The following is an 18459-nucleotide window of genomic DNA, read 5'->3' on the forward strand; positions in this document are numbered from 1 at the left end:
AAAACACACATAAGCCGTAAGGGTAACCCACGGGAGGACATTCAGGCCAGCACGCGGCGGCGTTGTCCTACAGACATAAAGCCGCAGCACCGCCGGCCGATAACCCACTATCAGTACTCATCCAAGGAAGGCCCCGATGACCGCCATTGGCACGCTAAGCCCCGGTAGCAGCGGCATTGCTGCTTCGCCGGAGGTAACCGGTCCCGACGCTGCAATCGACCGCGACGACGCCTTGTCGAATACGGCAACCCCGACCTTGGTCGAGGGCGTCAAAGTGTCGCTGTCCGGCGCGGCCATCGCCAAATCCGCCGCTGTAGGCGGCGAAAACAGTGACATCGACAACAGTGGCTTGCCGGAGAACATCCAGCAGTTGCTGAAGATGATTCGCAAGATCCAAAAGGAAATCATCGAGAAAAAAGCGCGCATGGCGGCGGTCATGTCAGACAGAACCCTCTCCAACGAGGAAAAGATCAACAAGCTCGCCGCATTACGTGGCGCCATCGCCGCCCTCAACAGCGGCCTGATCACCGCCAACCTTTCCTTGTCGAAAGTCATGAACCAGTCGGCGCTCAATCCTGATCAGAATCTCAAGGTCGGCTCGTTGCTGACCAAGCCTTAAATCACTCGGGAGAAACGCTGGCGGTTCTGCTGCTCCAGGTACGCATCGAAGACCATGCACACCGAGCGCACCAGCAATCGGCCCGCCGGCAACACCTCGATGCGCTCGCGCTCGAGCCTGATCAGGCCATCCTCGGCCATGCCTTGCAACTGCGGCCACAGCGCGCCGAAATATCCTTGAAAATCGATGTTGAACTGCTGCTCGATCTCGGCAAATTCGAGTTTGAAATTGCAGATCAGCTGCTGAATCACTGCGCGGCGCAAGCGGTCGTCGGCGTTGCACACCAGGCCGCGACTGGTCGCCAGCTGCGCGCTGGCCAGGCTGTTCTGATAGGCGTTGAGGTCGCTGCTGTTCTGGCAGTACAAATCGCCAATCTGGCTGATCGCTGACACGCCCAGACCAATCAGGTCGCAATGGCCGTGGGTGGTATAGCCCTGAAAGTTGCGTTGCAGGGTGTGTTCTTCCTGAGCGATCGCCAACTCGTCATCGGGCAGGGCGAAGTGATCCATGCCGATGTAGCGGTAGCCGGCAGCGGTCAGTTGCTCGATGGTGCGCTGGAGCATCTCCAGTTTGTGCGCAGGGCTCGGCAAGTCGCTGCTGTTGATCCGCCGCTGGGGCATGAAGCGTTCCGGCAGGTGCGCGTAGTTGAATACCGACAGGCGATCCGGTTGCAGACTGATCACTTCCTCGACGGTGCGGGCGAAATTGTCCGGTGTCTGCTTCGGCAGGCCATAGATCAGATCGATGTTGATCGAGCGAAACTGCAAAGTGCGCGCCGCATCGATCACCGCGCGGGTTTCTTCCAGACTTTGCAGGCGGTTGACCGCACGCTGCACCGCCGGGTCAAGATCCTGCAGGCCAATGCTGACCCGGTTGAAACCCAGTTCGCGCAGCAGGCCCATGGTCGACCAGTCGGCTTCGCGCGGGTCGATTTCAATGCCGTAATCGCCCGAGTCATCGTTGAGCAGATTGAAATGCTTGCGCAGGTGCGCCATCAACTGACGCAACTCGTCGTGGCTGAGAAAGGTCGGTGTGCCGCCACCGAAATGCAGTTGCTCGACGGTTTGCGCCGGGTCGAGGTGGCAGGCAATCAACTGGATTTCCTGCTCGAGCCGTTGCAGATACGGCTGCGCACGGCCGCGATCCTTGGTGATGACCTTGTTGCAGGCGCAGTAGTAGCAAATGTTCGCGCAGAACGGCACATGCACGTACAGCGACAACGGCCGCTGCGCCTTGCGGCTGTCGCGCAGGGCATGGAACAGGTCGAAAGTGCCGACCTGACCGTGAAATTGCACGGCGGTCGGGTACGAGGTGTAGCGTGGCCCCGCCAGATCGTAGCGGCGGATCAGATCAGAGTCCCAACGAATGGCGTCGAGCATGCGGGCATTCCCCCGGATAGGCTGGCAGTGTGGCGAGTCTAGGGGAGGGCGTGACAGGGCATGTTGATTTGCATCAACGGCGAGGATTTGGGTTGTTCGTGCGGGCCTCTTCGCGAGCAGGCTCTCTCCCACAGGTCTTGTGTTCGCTGCAAGTCTCATGTGGGAGCGAGCCTGCTCGCGAAGGCCGCGCCGGCGGTCTAATGACCCATAAGCCAATGCTGATGCGGCCCGGGCAAGGTCCAGATCCCGAACACAATCACCAGCAAGCCACCCGCCATGCGCACGCTACGTTTGCGCAAGATCGCGGTAACTCTTTCAGCCGCCAGCCCGGTGGCGAGCAGCACCGGCCACGTGCCGAGGCCAAACGCAAGCATCAACAGCGCGCTGTCCAGCGCATTGCCTTGGCTGGCGCTCCACAGCAAGGTGCTGTAAACCAGCCCGCACGGCAGCCAGCCCCACAGCGCACCGAGCAGCAAGGCGCGCGGCAGGCTGGAAACCGGCAGCAAGCGGTTCGCCACCGGTTGAATGAAACGCCACAAACCCCGCCCGAGCGCTTCGATACGCGTCAACCCGCTCCACCAACCGGCCAGATACAAGCCCATGGCAATCAGCAGCAACCCGGCCAGTACGCGCATGAACAGCGCCGCCGGGCTGTTGGCGACGGCCCAGCCGGCCAGGCCGATGAGCAACCCCGCCGTGGCATAACTGAGAATCCGCCCGAGGTTATACGCGAGCAACAGACGGAAGCGCCGGCTGCGCTGTTCTTTGGGAATCGCCAGGGTCAGCGCGCCCATCAGGCCGCCGCACATGCCCAGGCAATGGCCGCCACCGAGCAGGCCGAGGATCAGCGCTGAAACCAGCAGAGGCGCCAGTTCAAGCATGGGGTGGCGCCTTGTCGTCCGGTTTGCGTGCGTTGGCTTCGTCGACCGCGGCGGTGTGGTTGGGATCCTGATCGTCAAACAGGATGCTGTGGGCCGGGCCGTCGAGGTCGTCGTACTGGCCGCTGTCTACCGCCCAGAAGAAGATGTACACGGCGATGGCGACGATGAGCAAGGCAGCGGGAATCATCACGTAGAGAGCTGGCATCGGTAACTCCAGGCCCGCGCGGCTCAGGCCGGCAGCGGGCGGGTTTGGGTCGGGCTGCTGGCGGCCGGCGCGCTCGGCAGACGAGTCAGGCGCAGGGCGTTGAGCACCACGGTCAGCGAACTGATCGACATGCCGACCGCCGCCCACACCGGAGTGATCCAGCCGAGGGCGGCGAACGGCAACATGAGGCCATTGTACAGCGCTGCCCACATCAGATTTTCCATGATTACCCGGCGCGTGCGCCGCGCCAGTGTGAAGGCTTGTACCAGGGCGTCGAGGCGGTTGGACAGCAACACCGCATCGGCGCTGGTTTTCGCCAGATCGGTGGCCGAGCCCATGGCCACGCTGATGTCGGCTGCAGCCAATACCGGCACGTCGTTGACGCCGTCACCGAGCATCAACACTTTGCGTCCTTCCTTGTGCAGTTGTTGCAGCACTTGCAGTTTGTCATCGGGGCGCAAACCGCCACGGGCCTCGTCGATGCCCAGTTCGGCGGCGACACTGGCGACCATCGGCGAACTGTCGCCGGACAACAGTAAGGTGCGCCAGCCCCGCGCTTTGCAAGCCGCGAGCAGGGCGGGGGCATCGTCACGCAGGCGATCATCGAGCACCAGCCACGCCAGCGGTCCGTGCGTGTCGGCGAGCAGCAACCATTGTCCGGCTTCATCAGGCATTGACGGCAGTGCCGCGCCGCTCAGGGCGCAGGCAAATTCGGCCTGACCGATGCGCAAGCGTTGCTCACCGACCACGCCTTCCAGGCCCAGCCCCGGTGTGCTCTGCACATCGTCAGCGGCCAGTGGAGCACGGCCGAACGCCCGGGCGATCGGGTGTTCCGAACGGTTTTCCAGCGCAGCGGCGAGGCTCAGGCATTGCTCGCTGTCCAGCCTGCCGAGCGGGCGAATCGAGCGCAGCACCAAGCGGCCTTCGGTGAGCGTGCCGGTCTTGTCGAAGATCACCGTGTCGATCTGATTCAAGCCTTCCAGCACATGGCCGCGGGTCAGCAACAGCCCGAGTTTGTGCAGGGTGCCGGTGGCGGCGGTGAGGGCGGTCGGCGTCGCCAATGACAGCGCGCAGGGGCAGGTCGCCACCAGCATGGCGAGGACGATCCAGAACGCCCGCGCTGAGTCCAGCTGCCACCACAGCAGGCCGATCACTGCCGCCGCAATCAGCGACAACAGGAGGAACCATTGCGCGGCGCGGTCGGCGATTTCCGCCAGACGCGGTTTCTCCGCCTGAGCGCGATCGAGCAGGCGCACGATTGCGGAGAGACGCGTGTCCTGTCCCAGCGCCTGCACTTGCACGGTCAATGCGCCTTCGACGTTGAGCGTGCCCGCAGTGACCGCATCACCGAGCGTGCGTGGCTGTGGCAGGTATTCGCCGGTCAGCAGCGATTCGTCGATGCTCGACTGGCCGTCGATGATCTTGCCGTCAGCCGGCAGAATCGAGCCCGGCTGCACCAGAATCCGCTCGCCCACGCGCAACTCGCTGAGCAGGATGCGTTCGCTCTGGCCATCGCTATCCAGGCGCAGGCACGAGGCCGGCAACAGGTTGACCAGTTGCGCAGTGGCGGCAGCGGTGCGTTCGCGGGCGCGGCGTTCCAGAAAGCGTCCGGCCAAAAGAAACAGGGCGAACATGCCGACCGCATCGAAGTACAGCTCGCCGACGCCGGTGATCGACGTCCAGATCCCGGCGATATAAGCGCTGCCGATCGCCAGCGACACCGACACGTCCATGGTCAGGTGGCGGGTGCGCAAATCACGCATCGCACCTTTGAAGAACGGCGCGCAGCTGTAGAACACGATTGGCGTGGTCAGAAACAGCGCGACCCAGCGCAGGATCGTGTGCAGCTCGGGACTGAGGTCGATGTTGAATTCCGGCCAGGTGGCCATGGTCGCCATCATCGCCTGAAACCACAGCAGACCGGCGACGCCGAGCTGGCGCAGGGCCAGGCGATTCTCGCTGGCCAATTGTTCGCTGGCACGGTCGGCCTGGTACGGGTGAGCGGCGTAACCGATGTGGCGCAGCTCGGCGAGGATCTGGCTCAGCGGCAATTGGGCGTCGGCCCAGCGTACGTGCAGGCGATGGTTGGACAGGTTCAGCCGCGCTTCGGCGACGGCGGGCAGGGTGCGCAGGTGTTTCTCGATCAGCCAGCCGCAAGCGGCGCAACTGATGCCTTCCATCAACAAGGTGGTTTCGGCCAGATCGCCTTCATGACGGACGAAGGGTTGCTGCACGTCGGCGCGGTCGTACAGCGCCAGTTCATCAGTCAGTTGCACCGGCAGCGCTTCGGGATTGGCCGAGGCTTCGCTGCGATGCTGGTAGTAGCTTTCCAGACCACCGGCGACGATGGCTTCGGCCACCGCCTGACAGCCCGGGCAGCAGAACTCGCGGGCCTGCCCGAGGACGACGGCGGTGAAGCGGCTGCCGGACGGGACGGGCAGGGCGCAGTGGTAGCAGGGAACTGGGGTGGTCATGGCATTGATGAGGGTGTGAGCCCTTGCATTGGGGGTGTTCGCTTGCCCTCACCCCAGCCCTCTCCCGGAGGGAGAGGGAGCCGATCGGTGTGAGCCTGAAGAGCGGTTTCAGTCGCCGACATTGTCACTGTCATACGCCCCGCTTCCAGGCAACCGAGATCAGTCCCCTCTCCCTCCGGGAGAGGGCCAGGGTGAGGGGCTCTTGATTTTGATTCAATTCTTCAGGTCTTCCGCACCCTGCAATGGCTCATCACCCAGCAGCAGTTCCTTGTCATGGCTGACCAGTTCTTCTTCAAACATGCGCCACACGTGCTCATCCTGGCTGCCGAGCAACTCGACAAACCGTCGCCCTTCGACCTTGTCGCCCAACTGGCCAATGTAGCGCCCGCTCTCGCTGTCACTGCGGGTCAGCACGATCTTGCGATCCTTCTCCGGCTGGGTCGGCGAAATCAGGTTCAGTTCCAGGGTTTGCGGCTGGCTGTCACCGTTCAAGCGCAGATCGACTTCACCGGTCACGTCATCCAGATGCACCGCCGCACGAAGCTTCAGGGTTTGCGCCAGCAGCTCGCGATCCAGTGAACGGTTGATGCCTTTGCCTGCTTCGTAATAGTTGTCGTTGACCAGATTGTCCGGGTTGTTCACCGCGATGGTCACCATCGACAGGGTCAAGGCCACCGAGCAGGCCAGAATCGCGATGATGATCCACGGCCAGAGGTGCTTGTACCAAGGACTTGCGGCGTTTGCAGCGGGCATGTTCAAAATTCTCTCAACGGATTTGTGGGCCGATGAATCGGCTCTTGGCTTCAACGTGGACGCTGTCGTCATCGGCGTCCTTGAGGATGAATTTCACCTCGTTGGTGCTCGATGGCAATTGTTCCGGTGCGCTCGACAACTCGACCGGCATGCTGACGATATCGCCGGCAGCAACCTTGATTTCGCGCTTGCCTTGCAGGCGCAGGTCCGGCAGACCCTCGGCTTGCAGCAGGTAAGTGTGGTCGCGCTGATCCTTGTTCATGATCTTCAGGCTGTAGACGTTTTCGATCCGGCCTTCAGCGTTTTCGCGGTACAGCACGCGGTCTTTGCTGACGTCGAACCCGACCAGCGAACGCATGAAGAACGCGGCGACCAACAGGCTGATCATCGCCAGCAGCACCACGGCATAGCCGATCAGGCGCGGTCGCAGTTTATGGGTTTTCTGCCCGGAGAGGTTGTGTTCGGTGGTGTAGCTGATCAGCCCGCGCGGGTAATCCATCTTGTCCATGATGCTGTCGCAGGCATCGATGCACGCAGCGCAGCCGATGCACTCGATCTGCAGGCCATCGCGGATGTCGATGCCGGTCGGGCAGACCTGCACGCACATCGTGCAGTCAATGCAGTCGCCCAGCCCCAGCGCCTTGTAGTCGATGCCTTTCTTGCGCGGCCCACGGCTTTCGCCACGGCGCGGGTCGTAGGAAACGATCAGCGTGTCCTTGTCGAACATCACGCTCTGGAAGCGCGCATACGGGCACATGTAGATGCACACCTGCTCACGCAACCAGCCGGCATTGCCGTACGTGGCGAGGGTGAAAAAACCGACCCAGAAATACGACCAGCCATCGGCCTGACCGGTGAAGAATTCGATGACCAGTTCGCGGATCGGCGAGAAGTAGCCGACAAAGGTCATGCCGGTGACAAACCCGATCAGCAGCCACAGCGAGTGCTTGGCCAGCTTGCGCAGGAATTTGTTGGCACTCATCGGCGCCTTGTCGAGCTTGATGCGCTGGTTGCGGTCGCCTTCGGTGACCTTTTCGCACCACATGAAAATCCACGTCCACACACTCTGCGGGCAGGTATAACCACACCAGACGCGCCCGGCATAGACAGTGATGAAGAACAGGCCGAACGCGGCAATGATCAACAGCCCCGAGAGCAGGATGAAATCCTGTGGCCAGAATGTCGCGCCGAAGATGAAGAACTTGCGCTCCGGCAGGTTCCACCACACCGCCTGGTGACCGCCCCAGTTCAGCCACACCGTGCCGAAATACAGCAGAAACAACGCCGCACCACCGAGCATCCGCAGATTGCGGAACAGGCCGGTGAAGGCACGGGTGTAGATTTTTTCTCGTGAGGCATAAAGATCGACGCTGTTGTTCGCGTTCTTGCTCGGCGGCGTGACGTCGTGTACCGGAATCTGATTGCTCATCATTGCATCCCACGGCAGTGGAAAAATGCCTCGGTCGATACGTGCCAACCAAGGTCAAAAAGGGCTGTTGCAGTAGCGCGATGATACGCCTGCAGCTCTGGCTCAAGGGTGCGACCTTTGGTCGCGTTGGGTAAAAAATGCAGATGGTGTAGCGATTGCAGAAAAGCCTGATGCAGATCAATTGACTTGTTGAGTATGGCTGAGTTTTCGGCAGATGCAGGTAAAACGGCGGGTAGGGTTTTTGCAGCGATTTCGTGAAGGTATCACTTCGGCTAAATGTCTTTTTAGGGGGGAGTTGTCGTGAAGTTGCTTAATTAACTTGCAATGAAGTCGCGGTTTTATTGTTCTGGTTTTTCACATAGCTTTTGTCGGTGATCGTTTTTGGTTGCTGTTATTTCAATAAAGATAAAAGGAATTATATGAAGAGCATGTTCAAGGTTCGGCATGTCTGTGCGCTGTTATGGGTTTTCAGTTTAATGCCTGCAGTGGTGCTGGCTGAGCAAGATCCAAATCACATGATATTTGCGTCTGATCCGCAATATCCGTGGACGGAAAAAACGGACAGTGGTGAAGCTGAATCTGAGTCGGAAAAGGAAGCGCGTTCCCGCGCGCTGATCGAAAGCCAGTTTTCGGATATCGCAAACTTTCGCAAAAACTTCAGCATATCTCCGGAACATATTCCGATCATGATCAATGGCGATATAACGGCCTATGGGCATGGGTGGCAGCGGAGTTGGTTGCGACCGGTTTTGAATAAATACTTCGGTGGCAATGTCTTCTACGGCCTCGGTAATCACGACTATGAAAAGAATGATTGTTTTTCTGAAAGTTGTGCTGCAGGTAGTATTACCGATTTCGAAGAGCATCATCGTGGCAAAGTCGGAAATCTAGACCTGAATATAAGCGGTAGTCCGATTAACAGGCTGTTTTCTGGGAGTCTGGCCTACTCCATGGATGTTGGAGATGTACACCTTGTCCAGTTGCACAACGAGCCGACGTATTCGGTATGGATTTCACATTTCTTGAATCCGACGACGTTCGACATCAGGAATTCCCTGGACTGGCTGGAAAAGGATCTGAAGGCGGCGCGTGAGAAGGGACGGATTATTATCCTTAATATGCATAAGCCTTCTCGCTGGCAGGGTGACGATAAGCAGATCAAGCGATTCACAAAGATCATCGAGGATTACAATGTCACTGCGGTGTTCGCAGGCCATTTGCATACTAGAGCAGGGCGCTTCTGGTGGACGGAAAATTTCGGCAGTGTGCCAGTTTATCTGAGCGGTTCCGCTTCGCAGCAAACTTATCTGATCGCCAGCTTTTCCAAAGACCGGAAGAGTCTGGTCATCAGCAAGGTTGAGAATAATAACTGGCCGAGTCGGGTGGCGGTGGATACGATCCCCGTCAAGTAAGTACAGCAGACTTGCGCGCGAAGACATTCATATTTATCGAGTGTCTCAGGGCGTGAATTCCGCTCATGAAAAGGCCCCGCCAATTTGCATTGGCGAGGCCTTTCATACTTCAAGCGTTGGCCTTACTCGGCCTGCGCCTCTGGTGCTTTTTCCCCATGCGACAAGCTGTAGACATACGCTGCCAGCAAGTGAACCTTGTCGTTGCCTTGCAATTGTTCCTGCGCAGGCATCTGGCCCTGACGGCCGTAGCGGATGGTCTGCTGCAGTTGCGCGAAGCTCGAGCCGTAGATGAATGCGCCCGGATGGGTCAGGTCAGGCGCACCCATGGCCGGGGTGCCTTTACCAGCAGGGCCGTGGCAAGCCACGCAGTTGGCGGCGAAGAGTTTCTGGCCGTTGGCCGGGTCGGCCTTGGTGCCTTCCGGCAGTTTGCGCCCGTCGAGGTTGGTCACCACGAAGGCCGCTACGTCAGCCACGCCTTGCTCGCCGATCACTTCCGCCCATGCCGGCATCACCGCGTGGCGGCCGCCCATGATGGTGGTCTTGATGGTTTCCGGCTCACCGCCCCAGCGCCAGTCGGCGTCGGTCAGGTTGGGGAAGCCATAGGCGCCCTTGGCGTCGGAACCGTGGCACACCGAGCAGTTGGACGCGAACAGACGGCCGCCCATCTTCAGTGCTTGCGGATCCTTGGCGACTTCTTCGATCGGCATCGCCGCGAACTTGGCGAAAATCGGACCGAAGCGAGCGTCCGAACGGGCCATTTCCTTTTCCCACTCGTGGACGCCGGTCCAGCCGGTCTGGCCGTTGGCGAACGCGGTCTGCTTCTCGGTATCCAGATAGTTGTAGCCCGGCAGCAGACCTTTCCAGTTGCCCAGACCCGGGTACAGCACCAGATAACCCAGGGCAAAAATGATGGTGCCGACGAACAGCATGAACCACCATTTCGGCAGCGGGTTGTCGTACTCCTCGATCCCGTCGAAGGAGTGGCCGACCGTCTCGTCCGTCTGTTCGCTGCGCTGGCCCTTGCGGGTCGACAGCAGCAGCCAGGTCAGGGCGAAGATCGTACCGAGACTGAGGACTGTGACGTACAGACTCCAGAATGTAGTCATTCTTTGTTACTCCTAGAAGCTTGCTCGACGTGCTTGATGGCTTCGGGATCATCGGCAAAAGGCAGCATGGTCGCGTCGTCGAATTCCGACTTGCGCTTGGGGCTGAACACCCACAAGGCCAGACCGATGAAGGCCACCATCACGACCACGGTGCCCAGGCCTCGAATCATCCCGATATCCATCAGATTCACCGTTTGCTTTTGATGATGGTGCCCAGGCCTTGCAGATAGGCCACCAGCGCGTCCATTTCGGTTTTGCCCTTCACGGCATCCTGTGCACCGGCGATGTCTTCGTCGGTGTACGGCACGCCGAGGGTGCGCAAGACTTCCATTTTTTTCGCGGTTTCCTTGCCGTCGAGCTTGTTTTCCACGAGGAACGGGTAAGCCGGCATTTTCGACTCGGGGACCACGTTGCGCGGGTTATACAAGTGCGCACGTTGCCAGTCATCGGAGTAACGACCGCCCACGCGGGCCAGGTCCGGACCGGTACGTTTGGAACCCCACAGGAACGGGTGGTCCCAGACGCTTTCACCGGCAACCGAATAGTGGCCGTAGCGTTCGGTTTCAGCGCGGAACGGGCGGATCATCTGCGAGTGGCAGCCGACACAACCGTTGGCGATGTACACGTCGCGGCCTTCCAGTTCCAGCGCCGAGCGCGGCTTCATGCCCTCGACCGGCTTGTTGGTGACGTCCTGGAAGAACAGCGGAACGATTTGAGTCAGGCCACCGACGCTGACGGCGATGACCATGAAGAAGGCCAGCAGGCCAATATTCTTCTCGACAGCTTCATGCTTCATCAGTGAGCTCCAACGACGGCAATCTTGGCGGCGGCTTCGGCTTCAACCGGATCCGACGCACGAACGGTGCGGTACACGTTGTAAGCCATCAGCAGCATGCCGCTGGCAAAGAACGCACCGCCCAGCGCGCGGACGATGAAGCCCGGGTGGCTGGCCTGCAGCGCTTCGACGAACGAGTAGGTGAGGGTGCCGTCATCGTTGATTGCACGCCACATCAGGCCCTGGGTGATGCCGTTGACCCACATCGAGGCGATGTAGAGCACGGTACCGATGGTCGCAAGCCAGAAGTGCGCGTTGATCAGCCCGGTGCTGTGCATCTGCGCCCGGCCGAACAGTTTTGGAATCATGTGGTAGATCGCGCCGATCGAGATCATTGCTACCCAACCGAGGGCGCCGGCGTGTACGTGGCCGATGGTCCAGTCGGTGTAGTGCGAGAGCGAGTTGACGGTCTTGATCGCCATCATCGGCCCTTCGAAGGTCGACATGCCGTAGAACGCCAGCGATACCACGAGGAAGCGCAGGATCGGGTCGGTGCGCAACTTATGCCAGGCGCCCGACAAGGTCATCATGCCGTTGATCATGCCGCCCCAGCTTGGCGCCAGGAGGATGATCGACATCGCCATGCCCAGCGATTGTGCCCAGTCCGGCAGGGCGGTGTAGTGCAGGTGGTGCGGGCCGGCCCAGATATACAGGGTGATCAGCGCCCAGAAGTGCACGATCGACAGACGATAGGAGTAGATCGGGCGTTCGGCCTGTTTCGGCACGAAGTAGTACATCATCCCGAGGAAACCGGTGGTCAGGAAGAAGCCCACCGCGTTGTGGCCGTACCACCACTGGATCATCGCGTCAGTGGCACCGGAGTAGGCCGAATACGACTTGAACAGGCTGACTGGCAGCGACATGTGGTTGACGATGTGCAGCATCGCGGTGACGACGATGAATGCGCCGTAGAACCAGTTGCCGACATAGATGTGCTTGGTTTTGCGCTTGGTGATGGTGCCGAAGAACACCAGACCGTAAGTGACCCAGACAATCGCCAGCAGAATCGCGATCGGCCATTCCAGCTCGGCGTATTCCTTGGTGGTGGTGTAACCCAGCGGCAAGGTGATGATGGCGCCGACGATGACCGCTTGCCAGCCCCAGAAGGTGAAGGCAGCGAGGCTGTCGGAAATCAGTCGCGTCTGGCAGGTTCGCTGCACGACATAGTAGGAAGTGGCAAACAGTGCACAACCGCCGAAGGCGAAAATCACCAGGTTTGTGTGCAACGGGCGCAAGCGTCCAAAGCTCGTCCACGGCAGACCGAAGTTCAGTTCCGGCCAGACCAGTTGCGAGGCGATGAAGACACCGAGCCCCATGCCAAGGATCCCCCAGACCACCGTCATGATGGCGAACTGGCGGACTACCTTATAGTTATAAGCAGTCGGGCTGATTGCTGTGCTCATTCTAAGGTTCCACGGTTTGGGTATTTTTATAGGGATAAAATCGGCCGCAAGTATGTATAAAGCAGGGGGTCATTGCAACGCGCCATGACCTGGGTCAATGCTTTCCAACGCTGATTCTGCGGCCTTTCCATGCGCCGAGTAGGGTCAAAAATGGCCTCTGACAAAATGTCGCAGTGGGCGTGAAAAGCTCGCAATCCGGATCGCCGTCAACGGTGCCCGTTCACAGGTCGTGATCGGGAAATTGCGGGCAACCGGCGCAACAGCCGTTATCTACCTGCGTTTGCGGCGAATCCTTCAGCCGGTTCACGGCGCGCATCGTTCGGGATTGATCTGGAAACCGACTTCAGCCGGTCCGCTTCGATGAAGCGTAGACCCGAATCCGGGGTTCCGAAAGGAGAGGATCCAAGGGGTGCGACAATGCGTCGCAAAGGGGCGGGAAACTGCCGCAGCGAGAAAGCTGCGGCAGTGGTGCACGCAATTGTTATTTCTTGCTGTCTTCAGTTAACAGTTTTTCTGTGTTCAATCCGCGACTAAGGCTGTACACATAAGCGGCAAGCAATTGCACTTTATCGTTGCCCAGCAATTCGTTCTGCGCTGGCATATGCCCCTGACGACCATGGCGAATGGTCTGTTCCAGTTGGGTCAGGCTGGTGCCATAAATGAAGCCGGCCGGATGGGTCAGGTTTGGCGCGCCCATCGCCGCAGTGCCCTGGCCGGTGGCGCCATGACAGGCAACGCAAGTGGTGCTGAACGCCTGCTGCCCGGCTTGCAGATCCGCCTTGCTGTCGGCGGGTAGCGGCAGGCCGGCCAGTTCGTGGCGCACATACGCGGCAACGTTTTTCACCCCAGCCTCACCGAGCACTTCGCCCCAGGCCGGCATCGCCGCCATCCGCCCACCCATGATAGTGGTCTTGATCGTCTCGGCATCGCCGCCCCAGCGCCAGTCGCTGTCAGCAAGGTTAGGGAAGCCGAACGCACCCTTGGCATCCGAGCCGTGGCATACCGAGCAATTGGAGGCGAACAGACGACCGCCCATTTTCAGCGCCTGCGGATCCTTGGCCACTTCTTCCAGCGGCATCGCCGCGAATTTGGCGAAAATCGGCCCGAACCGGGCGTCGGCCTTGTTCATTTCCTTTTCCCATTCGTGCACGCCGGTCCAGCCATCCTCGTAACCGGGCAGGATGCCTTTCCAGTTGCCCAGGCCCGGATACAGAATCAGATAACCCACCGAGAACACCAGCGTGCCGGCGAACAGCATGAACCACCACTGCGGCAGCGGGTTGTCGTATTCCTCGATGCCGTCGAAGCTGTGGCCCATGGTCTGGTCGACGCTGCCCTTGGTCTCGCCCCTGCGCGTGCCGATCAGCAGCCAGGTCAGGCCGATCAGGCTGCCAATGGTCAGTACGCAGATCCACGTACTCCAGAAGGTGGTCATGGCCGGGTACTCCTTGTTTCAGGGGCTGAAATTGTTTCGGGTAGTGGTTCGTCGGCGAATGGCAGCAGGCGTGCTTCGGCGAATTCCGGCGTGCGCTTGCGGTTGAACACCCACAAGGTCAAACCGACGAAGGCGACGAACACCACGACCGTGCCGAGGCCGCGGATCAGGCCTGCACTCATTTCAATGACCATGGCTCACCTCTTGCTCTTGATTGCAGTGCCGAGCACTTGCAGATAGGAAACGAGGGCGTCCATTTCGGTCTTGCCCTTGAGGCTGGCGACCGCGCCGCTGATGTCGTCATCGGTGTACGGCACGCCGAGGGTGCGCATGGTTTTCAGCTTGGTTTCGGTGTGGCTGCTGTCGACCGCTTGGGTGACCAGCCACGGATAGGCCGGCATCTTCGACTCCGGCACGACGTTGCGCGGGTTGTACAAGTGCGCGCGGTGCCAGTCATCCGAGTAGCGCGCGCCGACCCGGGCGAGGTCAGGACCGGTACGTTTCGAACCCCACAGGAACGGGTGGTCCCAAACGCTTTCGCCCGCAACCGAGTAGTGCCCGTAGCGTTCGGTTTCAGCGCGGAACGGGCGGATCATCTGCGAGTGGCAACCGACGCAGCCTTCGCGGATGTAGATGTCGCGGCCTTCCAGTTGCAGCGCGGTGTAGGGCTTCATGCCTTCCACCGGTTTGTTGGTGACGTCCTGGAAGAACAGCGGGACGATCTGGGTCAGGCCGCCGATGCTCACGGCGAACACCATCAGCAGCATCAGCAGGCCGACGTTCTTTTCAATCGTTTCGTGTTTCATGGCGGACTCCTCAGGCCATCTGCGCGGCAGCAACGACATCAGCAGGCTGCGAGGCCCGCACGGTGCGCCAGGTGTTGTAAGCCATCAGCAACATGCCGCTGAGGAAAATCGCCCCGCCGACCAGTCGCACGACAAAGCCCGGATGGCTGGCCACCAGGGTTTCGACGAATGAGTAAGTCAGCGTGCCGTCCTCGTTCACCGCGCGCCACATCAGACCCTGGGCGATGCCGTTGACCCACATCGAAGCGATGTAGAGCACGGTGCCGATGGTCGCCAGCCAGAAGTGCGCGTTGATCAAACCGACGCTGTGCATCTGCGCTTTGCCGAAGATTTTCGGGATCATGTGATACAGCGCGCCGATGGAAATCATCGCCACCCAGCCGAGGGCGCCGGCGTGAACGTGGCCTATGGTCCAGTCGGTGTAGTGGGAGAGGGCGTTGACGGTCTTGATGGCCATCATCGGCCCTTCGAAGGTCGACATGCCGTAGAACGCCAGCGACACTACGAGGAAACGCAGGATCGGGTCGCTGCGCAACTTATGCCAGGCGCCCGAGAGGGTCATCATGCCGTTGATCATGCCGCCCCAGCTCGGTGCCAGCAGGATCAGCGACATCACCATGCCCAGCGATTGCGCCCAGTCCGGCAGCGCGGTGTAGTGCAAGTGGTGCGGGCCGGCCCAGATGTACAGGGTAATCAGCGCCCAGAAGTGCACGATCGACAGGCGATAGGAATACACCGGACGCTCGGCCTGTTTCGGCACGAAGTAATACATCATGCCGAGGAAGCCGGCGGTGAGGAAAAAGCCCACAGCGTTGTGGCCGTACCACCATTGCACCATCGCGTCGGTTGCACCGGCGTACACCGAGTAGGACTTGGTGAAACTCACCGGCAACTCAAGGTTGTTGACGATGTGCAGGATCGCCACGGTGATGATGAACGCGCCGAAAAACCAGTTGCCCACATAAATGTGTTTGGTTTTGCGCTGCATGATCGTGCCGAAGAACACGATGGCGTAGGCGACCCAGACGATGGTGATCAGGATGTCGATCGGCCATTCCAGTTCGGCGTATTCCTTGGAACTGGTGTAACCCAGCGGCAGGCTGATCGCCGCCAACAGGATCACCAGCTGCCAGCCCCAGAAGCAGAACGCGGCGATTTGCGGCGCGAACAATTGTGTCTGGCAGGTGCGTTGCACCGAATAGAAAGAACTGGCGAACAGCGCGCAGCCACCAAAGGCGAAGATCACCGCGTTGGTGTGCAGCGGGCGCAGACGGCCGAAACTGGTCCAGGGCAAATTGAAGTTGAGTTCCGGCCAGACCAATTGCGCCGCGAGAAAAACCCCGAGGCCCATGCCGACGATGCCCCACACCACCGTCATAATGGCGAATTGGCGGACCACCTTGTAGTTGTAGGCGGTACTGATAGAAGTGTTCATGGTTCCCCATCCACGGTTCAGCCGAAGTGAGCGCGCAAACGGCGCGAATCCTTCGCCTGGAGTTATAGGCAGACTAAAAGCGAGGCAAGCATGGACAAACAGCACAAGGCCAGTATTGACGGGGATCAATGGGCGCAGTGTGTGCTCGATCATGGATGGTTGTGGGATGCCGCTGTTGGTGAGGCTTCAGCAACGCTGATTCTGGCCCACGGGGCGGGGGCGCCGATGGATAGCGACTGGATGAACGACATGGCTGGGCGCCTTGCCGGGCTTGGGGTCAACGTGTTGCGCTTTGAGTTTCCGTATATGGCGCAGCGGCGGGTGGATGGGGTGAAGCGGCCGCCGAATCCTGCGCCGAAACTGTTGGATTGCTGGCGGGAGGTGTTTGCGCTTGTGCGGCGTCATGTCGCTGGGGTTTTGGCGGTTGGCGGCAAGTCGATGGGCGGGCGGATGGCGAGTCTGGTGGCGGATGAGTTGGGGGTGGATGTGTTGGTGTGTCTGGGGTATCCGTTTTATGCGGTGGGGAAGCCGGAGAAGCCGCGGGTTGAGCATTTGGCTGGGTTGAAGGCGCGGACGTTGATTGTGCAGGGGGAGCGGGATGCTCTGGGGAATCGCGAGGCGGTTGAGGGGTATTCGTTAGCGCCGGGGATTGAGGTGTTTTGGTTGGTGGCGGGGGATCATGATTTGAAGCCGTTGAAGGTTTCTGGGTTTACGCATTCCGATCATTTGGCGGGTGCTGCGCAGAAGGTGGCTGAATTTCTCCGTGACTGATTTTGAGTCGGGCCGGGGTTTTGCGCTGCATGAAGGTCGGCTCCCTTTCCCCCTCGCCCCCTTGGGTAGAGGGTTGGGGTGAGTGGGTTAGCTTTTGATCTTGCTCTTGGGGGCATATCCGTTGCTTCGGGAGCTGCGGCTGGCGGTTTCGCCTGACGGCGACTTACTTTTTTACAAGCGCCAAAAAAAGTAAGCAAAAAACGCTAGCTCCTACGTTCGGCCCTCGCAAGCTCGGGTTCCTTCGCTCCGGGATCGATCCGGGCGCAGCGGCTCCGGTTTGCTTCGCTGCACCTCCTTCCGCTGTGTCTGGCTGCGCCAGACGGTCGCTACGCTCCCACCCCCGGATCAATCCCTCCACTCAGCCTTCCGACGTCGCCGGTGGATCAAGATCAAGAGCACTCGAGCTTGCGCTCATTGTTGAGTGGTGCGGCTTTACCGCGGGCAGCTGCGCTGTTTTGCTTTTCTGTGGGAGCGAGCTTGCTCGCGAAGGCGGCCTGACAGCCGACCACTATCTACCGGCCGGACTCAATCCCTGTGGGAGCTGGCTTGCCAGCGATGGCAGCCTCCAAGTCGACCAATCCCCCACTGATATACCCGATCCAAATGTGGGAGCGAGCCTGCTCGCGAAAGCTCTCTTCCAGACGACCTCAAACCACCTGACTGTCAGAGGCAATCCCTGCACTTAAACATCATCAAATACCCACGTTTAAACTACACGACCCGTTACGCCATCCCGGCTACAACTCCTTGCGCCATTGCCTACGCCTACGCCAGAATCCGCCGGCTTACGCGCTATGAGGTTGGCTATATCGTTTCTCGGTCACTGACAAAAAGCAGTGATCGGGTTTGGTAGCCCGTCTGTAATGGCCGTATGTCTACGCCTTCAGACCGTCCTTTTTTTGGGGGCTCGGTTTATATGGTGGTCATGCGTGGGGCTCGTTCGCGGGCGCCGGGTTCCTATTGCAGCCGGTCTACCAACCCGCGTATGGCCGCCACCCTCGTTTGGTAGCGAAGGTGATGGCTCCTTGAATCTGCAATAGGAGTTTCATCATGTTCAAAGTCACCCCCAACCCGCCACCCTCCCACGACCGCGCACTCGACCTGCAAAAAATCCAGGAAGCCACCGACCGCGCCCTCGATTACTACCTCAAACCTGAAGACCTGGCAGCCCCGCCAAGTTCGCCAAAATACCGCCTCATCTATGTTGTCGACCCCACGCTGGATGACGAAACCCTGTTGGTCGAAGCCTGCGAGTCGCTTTCATACGCGCATGCCATGGCCGGTAACATTGCCAACTCGATAGGCGGCCCGGAACGCAAACCACTGCTGGCGCTGCAACAGGTGATCATGCTCAACGAACTGTTGGTCAATCGACTGCTGGATAAGCTGAAGTTGCCTCAATAAGTTCGCTGGCTTTTATGGCCTCTTCGCGAGCAGGCTCGCTCCCACAGGGGATTGTCGTCGGACACAATTCTGTGATCCCACTACGTTCCGAAGTGGGAGCGAGCCCTGCTCG

The 18459-nt window shown here is 59.9% G+C and carries 18 protein-coding genes; 4 read left to right on the plus strand and 14 right to left on the minus strand.

Going from position 1 to position 18459, the window contains the following annotated elements:
- Positions 1–136: 136 nt before the first annotated feature.
- Positions 137–619, plus strand: coding sequence for a hypothetical protein (locus PS14A_RS08465; RefSeq protein ID WP_016773866.1), 483 nt, complete (start codon positions 137–139; stop codon positions 617–619).
- On the opposite strand, the gene hemN is transcribed toward PS14A_RS08465, so the two are convergent.
- From hemN to ccoG, 6 genes are all read right to left on the minus strand, one after another.
- Positions 616–1998 carry an oxygen-independent coproporphyrinogen III oxidase gene (gene hemN / locus PS14A_RS08470; RefSeq protein ID WP_130911525.1) on the minus strand — a complete coding sequence of 461 codons (1383 nt, stop codon included), beginning with the start codon at positions 1996–1998 and terminating at the stop codon, positions 616–618. The genes PS14A_RS08465 and hemN overlap by 4 nt on opposite strands.
- A 197-nt stretch (positions 1999–2195) precedes the next feature.
- Entirely contained in the window at positions 2196–2879 is a 684-nt protein-coding gene (locus PS14A_RS08475) for a sulfite exporter TauE/SafE family protein (RefSeq protein ID WP_130911524.1), read from the minus strand.
- The gene (ccoS, locus tag PS14A_RS08480) at positions 2872–3084 is read right to left on the minus strand and encodes a cbb3-type cytochrome oxidase assembly protein CcoS (protein WP_130911523.1); all 213 of its coding nucleotides are present in this window, start codon (positions 3082–3084) and stop codon (positions 2872–2874) included. The genes PS14A_RS08475 and ccoS overlap by 8 nt, the downstream gene beginning before the upstream one ends.
- A gap of 23 nt (positions 3085–3107) precedes the next feature.
- On the minus strand, positions 3108–5558 hold the full coding sequence (locus tag PS14A_RS08485) for a heavy metal translocating P-type ATPase (RefSeq protein WP_212615743.1): 2451 nt from the start codon (positions 5556–5558) through the stop codon (positions 3108–3110).
- A 213-nt stretch (positions 5559–5771) separates the two neighbouring features.
- Positions 5772–6311 carry a FixH family protein gene (locus tag PS14A_RS08490; protein WP_130911522.1) on the minus strand — a complete coding sequence of 180 codons (540 nt, stop codon included), beginning with the start codon at positions 6309–6311 and terminating at the stop codon, positions 5772–5774.
- Between the two features lie 13 nt (positions 6312–6324).
- Positions 6325–7740 (minus strand): cytochrome c oxidase accessory protein CcoG, encoded by a 1416-nt coding sequence (gene ccoG, locus PS14A_RS08495; RefSeq protein WP_073474016.1) that lies wholly within the window; start codon positions 7738–7740, stop codon positions 6325–6327.
- A 419-nt stretch (positions 7741–8159) separates the two neighbouring features.
- Between ccoG and PS14A_RS08500 the strand changes: the two genes are divergently transcribed.
- The gene (locus tag PS14A_RS08500) at positions 8160–9152 is read left to right on the plus strand and encodes a metallophosphoesterase (protein WP_249121224.1); all 993 of its coding nucleotides are present in this window, start codon (positions 8160–8162) and stop codon (positions 9150–9152) included.
- Between the two features lie 122 nt (positions 9153–9274).
- On the opposite strand, the gene ccoP (PS14A_RS08505) is transcribed toward PS14A_RS08500, so the two are convergent.
- From ccoP (PS14A_RS08505) to ccoN (PS14A_RS08540), 8 genes are all read right to left on the minus strand, one after another.
- On the minus strand, positions 9275–10258 hold the full coding sequence (gene ccoP, locus PS14A_RS08505; RefSeq protein ID WP_212615744.1) for a cytochrome-c oxidase, cbb3-type subunit III: 984 nt from the start codon (positions 10256–10258) through the stop codon (positions 9275–9277).
- A complete protein-coding gene (locus tag PS14A_RS08510) occupies positions 10255–10440 on the minus strand; it encodes a CcoQ/FixQ family Cbb3-type cytochrome c oxidase assembly chaperone (protein WP_016775513.1) in 186 nt (61 codons plus the stop codon). Before PS14A_RS08510 ends, ccoP (PS14A_RS08505) begins: the two co-directional genes overlap by 4 nt.
- Before the next feature lie 5 nt (positions 10441–10445).
- Positions 10446–11054, minus strand: a complete 609-nt coding sequence (gene ccoO / locus PS14A_RS08515) for a cytochrome-c oxidase, cbb3-type subunit II (RefSeq protein WP_007917161.1) — start codon at positions 11052–11054, stop codon at positions 10446–10448.
- Positions 11054–12496 carry a cytochrome-c oxidase, cbb3-type subunit I gene (ccoN, locus tag PS14A_RS08520; protein ID WP_024012334.1) on the minus strand — a complete coding sequence of 481 codons (1443 nt, stop codon included), beginning with the start codon at positions 12494–12496 and terminating at the stop codon, positions 11054–11056. The genes ccoO (PS14A_RS08515) and ccoN (PS14A_RS08520) overlap by 1 nt, the downstream gene beginning before the upstream one ends.
- Before the next feature lie 481 nt (positions 12497–12977).
- Positions 12978–13931, minus strand: a complete 954-nt coding sequence (gene ccoP, locus PS14A_RS08525) for a cytochrome-c oxidase, cbb3-type subunit III (RefSeq protein ID WP_212615745.1) — start codon at positions 13929–13931, stop codon at positions 12978–12980.
- Positions 13928–14125 carry a cbb3-type cytochrome c oxidase subunit 3 gene (locus PS14A_RS08530; protein ID WP_016773878.1) on the minus strand — a complete coding sequence of 66 codons (198 nt, stop codon included), beginning with the start codon at positions 14123–14125 and terminating at the stop codon, positions 13928–13930. Before PS14A_RS08530 ends, ccoP (PS14A_RS08525) begins: the two co-directional genes overlap by 4 nt.
- A gap of 3 nt (positions 14126–14128) precedes the next feature.
- On the minus strand, positions 14129–14737 hold the full coding sequence (gene ccoO, locus PS14A_RS08535; RefSeq protein WP_003223389.1) for a cytochrome-c oxidase, cbb3-type subunit II: 609 nt from the start codon (positions 14735–14737) through the stop codon (positions 14129–14131).
- Positions 14738–14747: 10 nt separating this feature from the next.
- Positions 14748–16172 carry a cytochrome-c oxidase, cbb3-type subunit I gene (gene ccoN, locus PS14A_RS08540; RefSeq protein WP_212615746.1) on the minus strand — a complete coding sequence of 475 codons (1425 nt, stop codon included), beginning with the start codon at positions 16170–16172 and terminating at the stop codon, positions 14748–14750.
- A gap of 90 nt (positions 16173–16262) precedes the next feature.
- On the opposite strand from ccoN (PS14A_RS08540), the gene PS14A_RS08545 reads away from it, so the two are divergent.
- On the plus strand, positions 16263–16943 hold the full coding sequence (locus PS14A_RS08545; protein ID WP_212615747.1) for an alpha/beta family hydrolase: 681 nt from the start codon (positions 16263–16265) through the stop codon (positions 16941–16943).
- Positions 16944–17993: 1050 nt separating this feature from the next.
- Positions 17994–18347, plus strand: coding sequence for a hypothetical protein (locus tag PS14A_RS08550; protein WP_212615748.1), 354 nt, complete (start codon positions 17994–17996; stop codon positions 18345–18347).
- The last annotated feature ends 112 nt before the right edge of the window (positions 18348–18459 follow it).

The organism is Pseudomonas sp. 14A, from assembly GCF_018132745.1.
In the GTDB taxonomy this organism is placed as follows: domain Bacteria; phylum Pseudomonadota; class Gammaproteobacteria; order Pseudomonadales; family Pseudomonadaceae; genus Aquipseudomonas; species Aquipseudomonas mercuritolerans.

What these genes read in the sequence shown, in the direction of transcription:
- PS14A_RS08530 (WP_016773878.1), bottom strand. Translation starts at nt 14,125, where the DNA reads ATGGTCATTGAAATGAGTGCAGGCCTGATCCGCGGCCTCGGCACGGTC.
- ccoN (WP_024012334.1), bottom strand. Translation starts at nt 12,496, where the DNA reads ATGAGCACAGCAATCAGCCCGACTGCTTATAACTATAAGGTAGTCCGC.
- ccoN (WP_212615746.1), bottom strand. Translation starts at nt 16,172, where the DNA reads ATGAACACTTCTATCAGTACCGCCTACAACTACAAGGTGGTCCGCCAA.
- PS14A_RS08465 (WP_016773866.1), top strand. Translation starts at nt 137, where the DNA reads ATGACCGCCATTGGCACGCTAAGCCCCGGTAGCAGCGGCATTGCTGCT.
- hemN (WP_130911525.1), bottom strand. Translation starts at nt 1,998, where the DNA reads ATGCTCGACGCCATTCGTTGGGACTCTGATCTGATCCGCCGCTACGAT.
- PS14A_RS08490 (WP_130911522.1), bottom strand. Translation starts at nt 6,311, where the DNA reads ATGCCCGCTGCAAACGCCGCAAGTCCTTGGTACAAGCACCTCTGGCCG.
- ccoP (WP_212615744.1), bottom strand. Translation starts at nt 10,258, where the DNA reads ATGACTACATTCTGGAGTCTGTACGTCACAGTCCTCAGTCTCGGTACG.
- PS14A_RS08510 (WP_016775513.1), bottom strand. Translation starts at nt 10,440, where the DNA reads ATGGATATCGGGATGATTCGAGGCCTGGGCACCGTGGTCGTGATGGTG.
- ccoO (WP_003223389.1), bottom strand. Translation starts at nt 14,737, where the DNA reads ATGAAACACGAAACGATTGAAAAGAACGTCGGCCTGCTGATGCTGCTG.
- ccoG (WP_073474016.1), bottom strand. Translation starts at nt 7,740, where the DNA reads ATGAGCAATCAGATTCCGGTACACGACGTCACGCCGCCGAGCAAGAAC.
- ccoP (WP_212615745.1), bottom strand. Translation starts at nt 13,931, where the DNA reads ATGACCACCTTCTGGAGTACGTGGATCTGCGTACTGACCATTGGCAGC.
- PS14A_RS08500 (WP_249121224.1), top strand. Translation starts at nt 8,160, where the DNA reads ATGAAGAGCATGTTCAAGGTTCGGCATGTCTGTGCGCTGTTATGGGTT.
- PS14A_RS08550 (WP_212615748.1), top strand. Translation starts at nt 17,994, where the DNA reads ATGTTCAAAGTCACCCCCAACCCGCCACCCTCCCACGACCGCGCACTC.
- ccoS (WP_130911523.1), bottom strand. Translation starts at nt 3,084, where the DNA reads ATGCCAGCTCTCTACGTGATGATTCCCGCTGCCTTGCTCATCGTCGCC.
- PS14A_RS08485 (WP_212615743.1), bottom strand. Translation starts at nt 5,558, where the DNA reads ATGACCACCCCAGTTCCCTGCTACCACTGCGCCCTGCCCGTCCCGTCC.
- PS14A_RS08545 (WP_212615747.1), top strand. Translation starts at nt 16,263, where the DNA reads ATGGACAAACAGCACAAGGCCAGTATTGACGGGGATCAATGGGCGCAG.
- PS14A_RS08475 (WP_130911524.1), bottom strand. Translation starts at nt 2,879, where the DNA reads ATGCTTGAACTGGCGCCTCTGCTGGTTTCAGCGCTGATCCTCGGCCTG.
- ccoO (WP_007917161.1), bottom strand. Translation starts at nt 11,054, where the DNA reads ATGAAGCATGAAGCTGTCGAGAAGAATATTGGCCTGCTGGCCTTCTTC.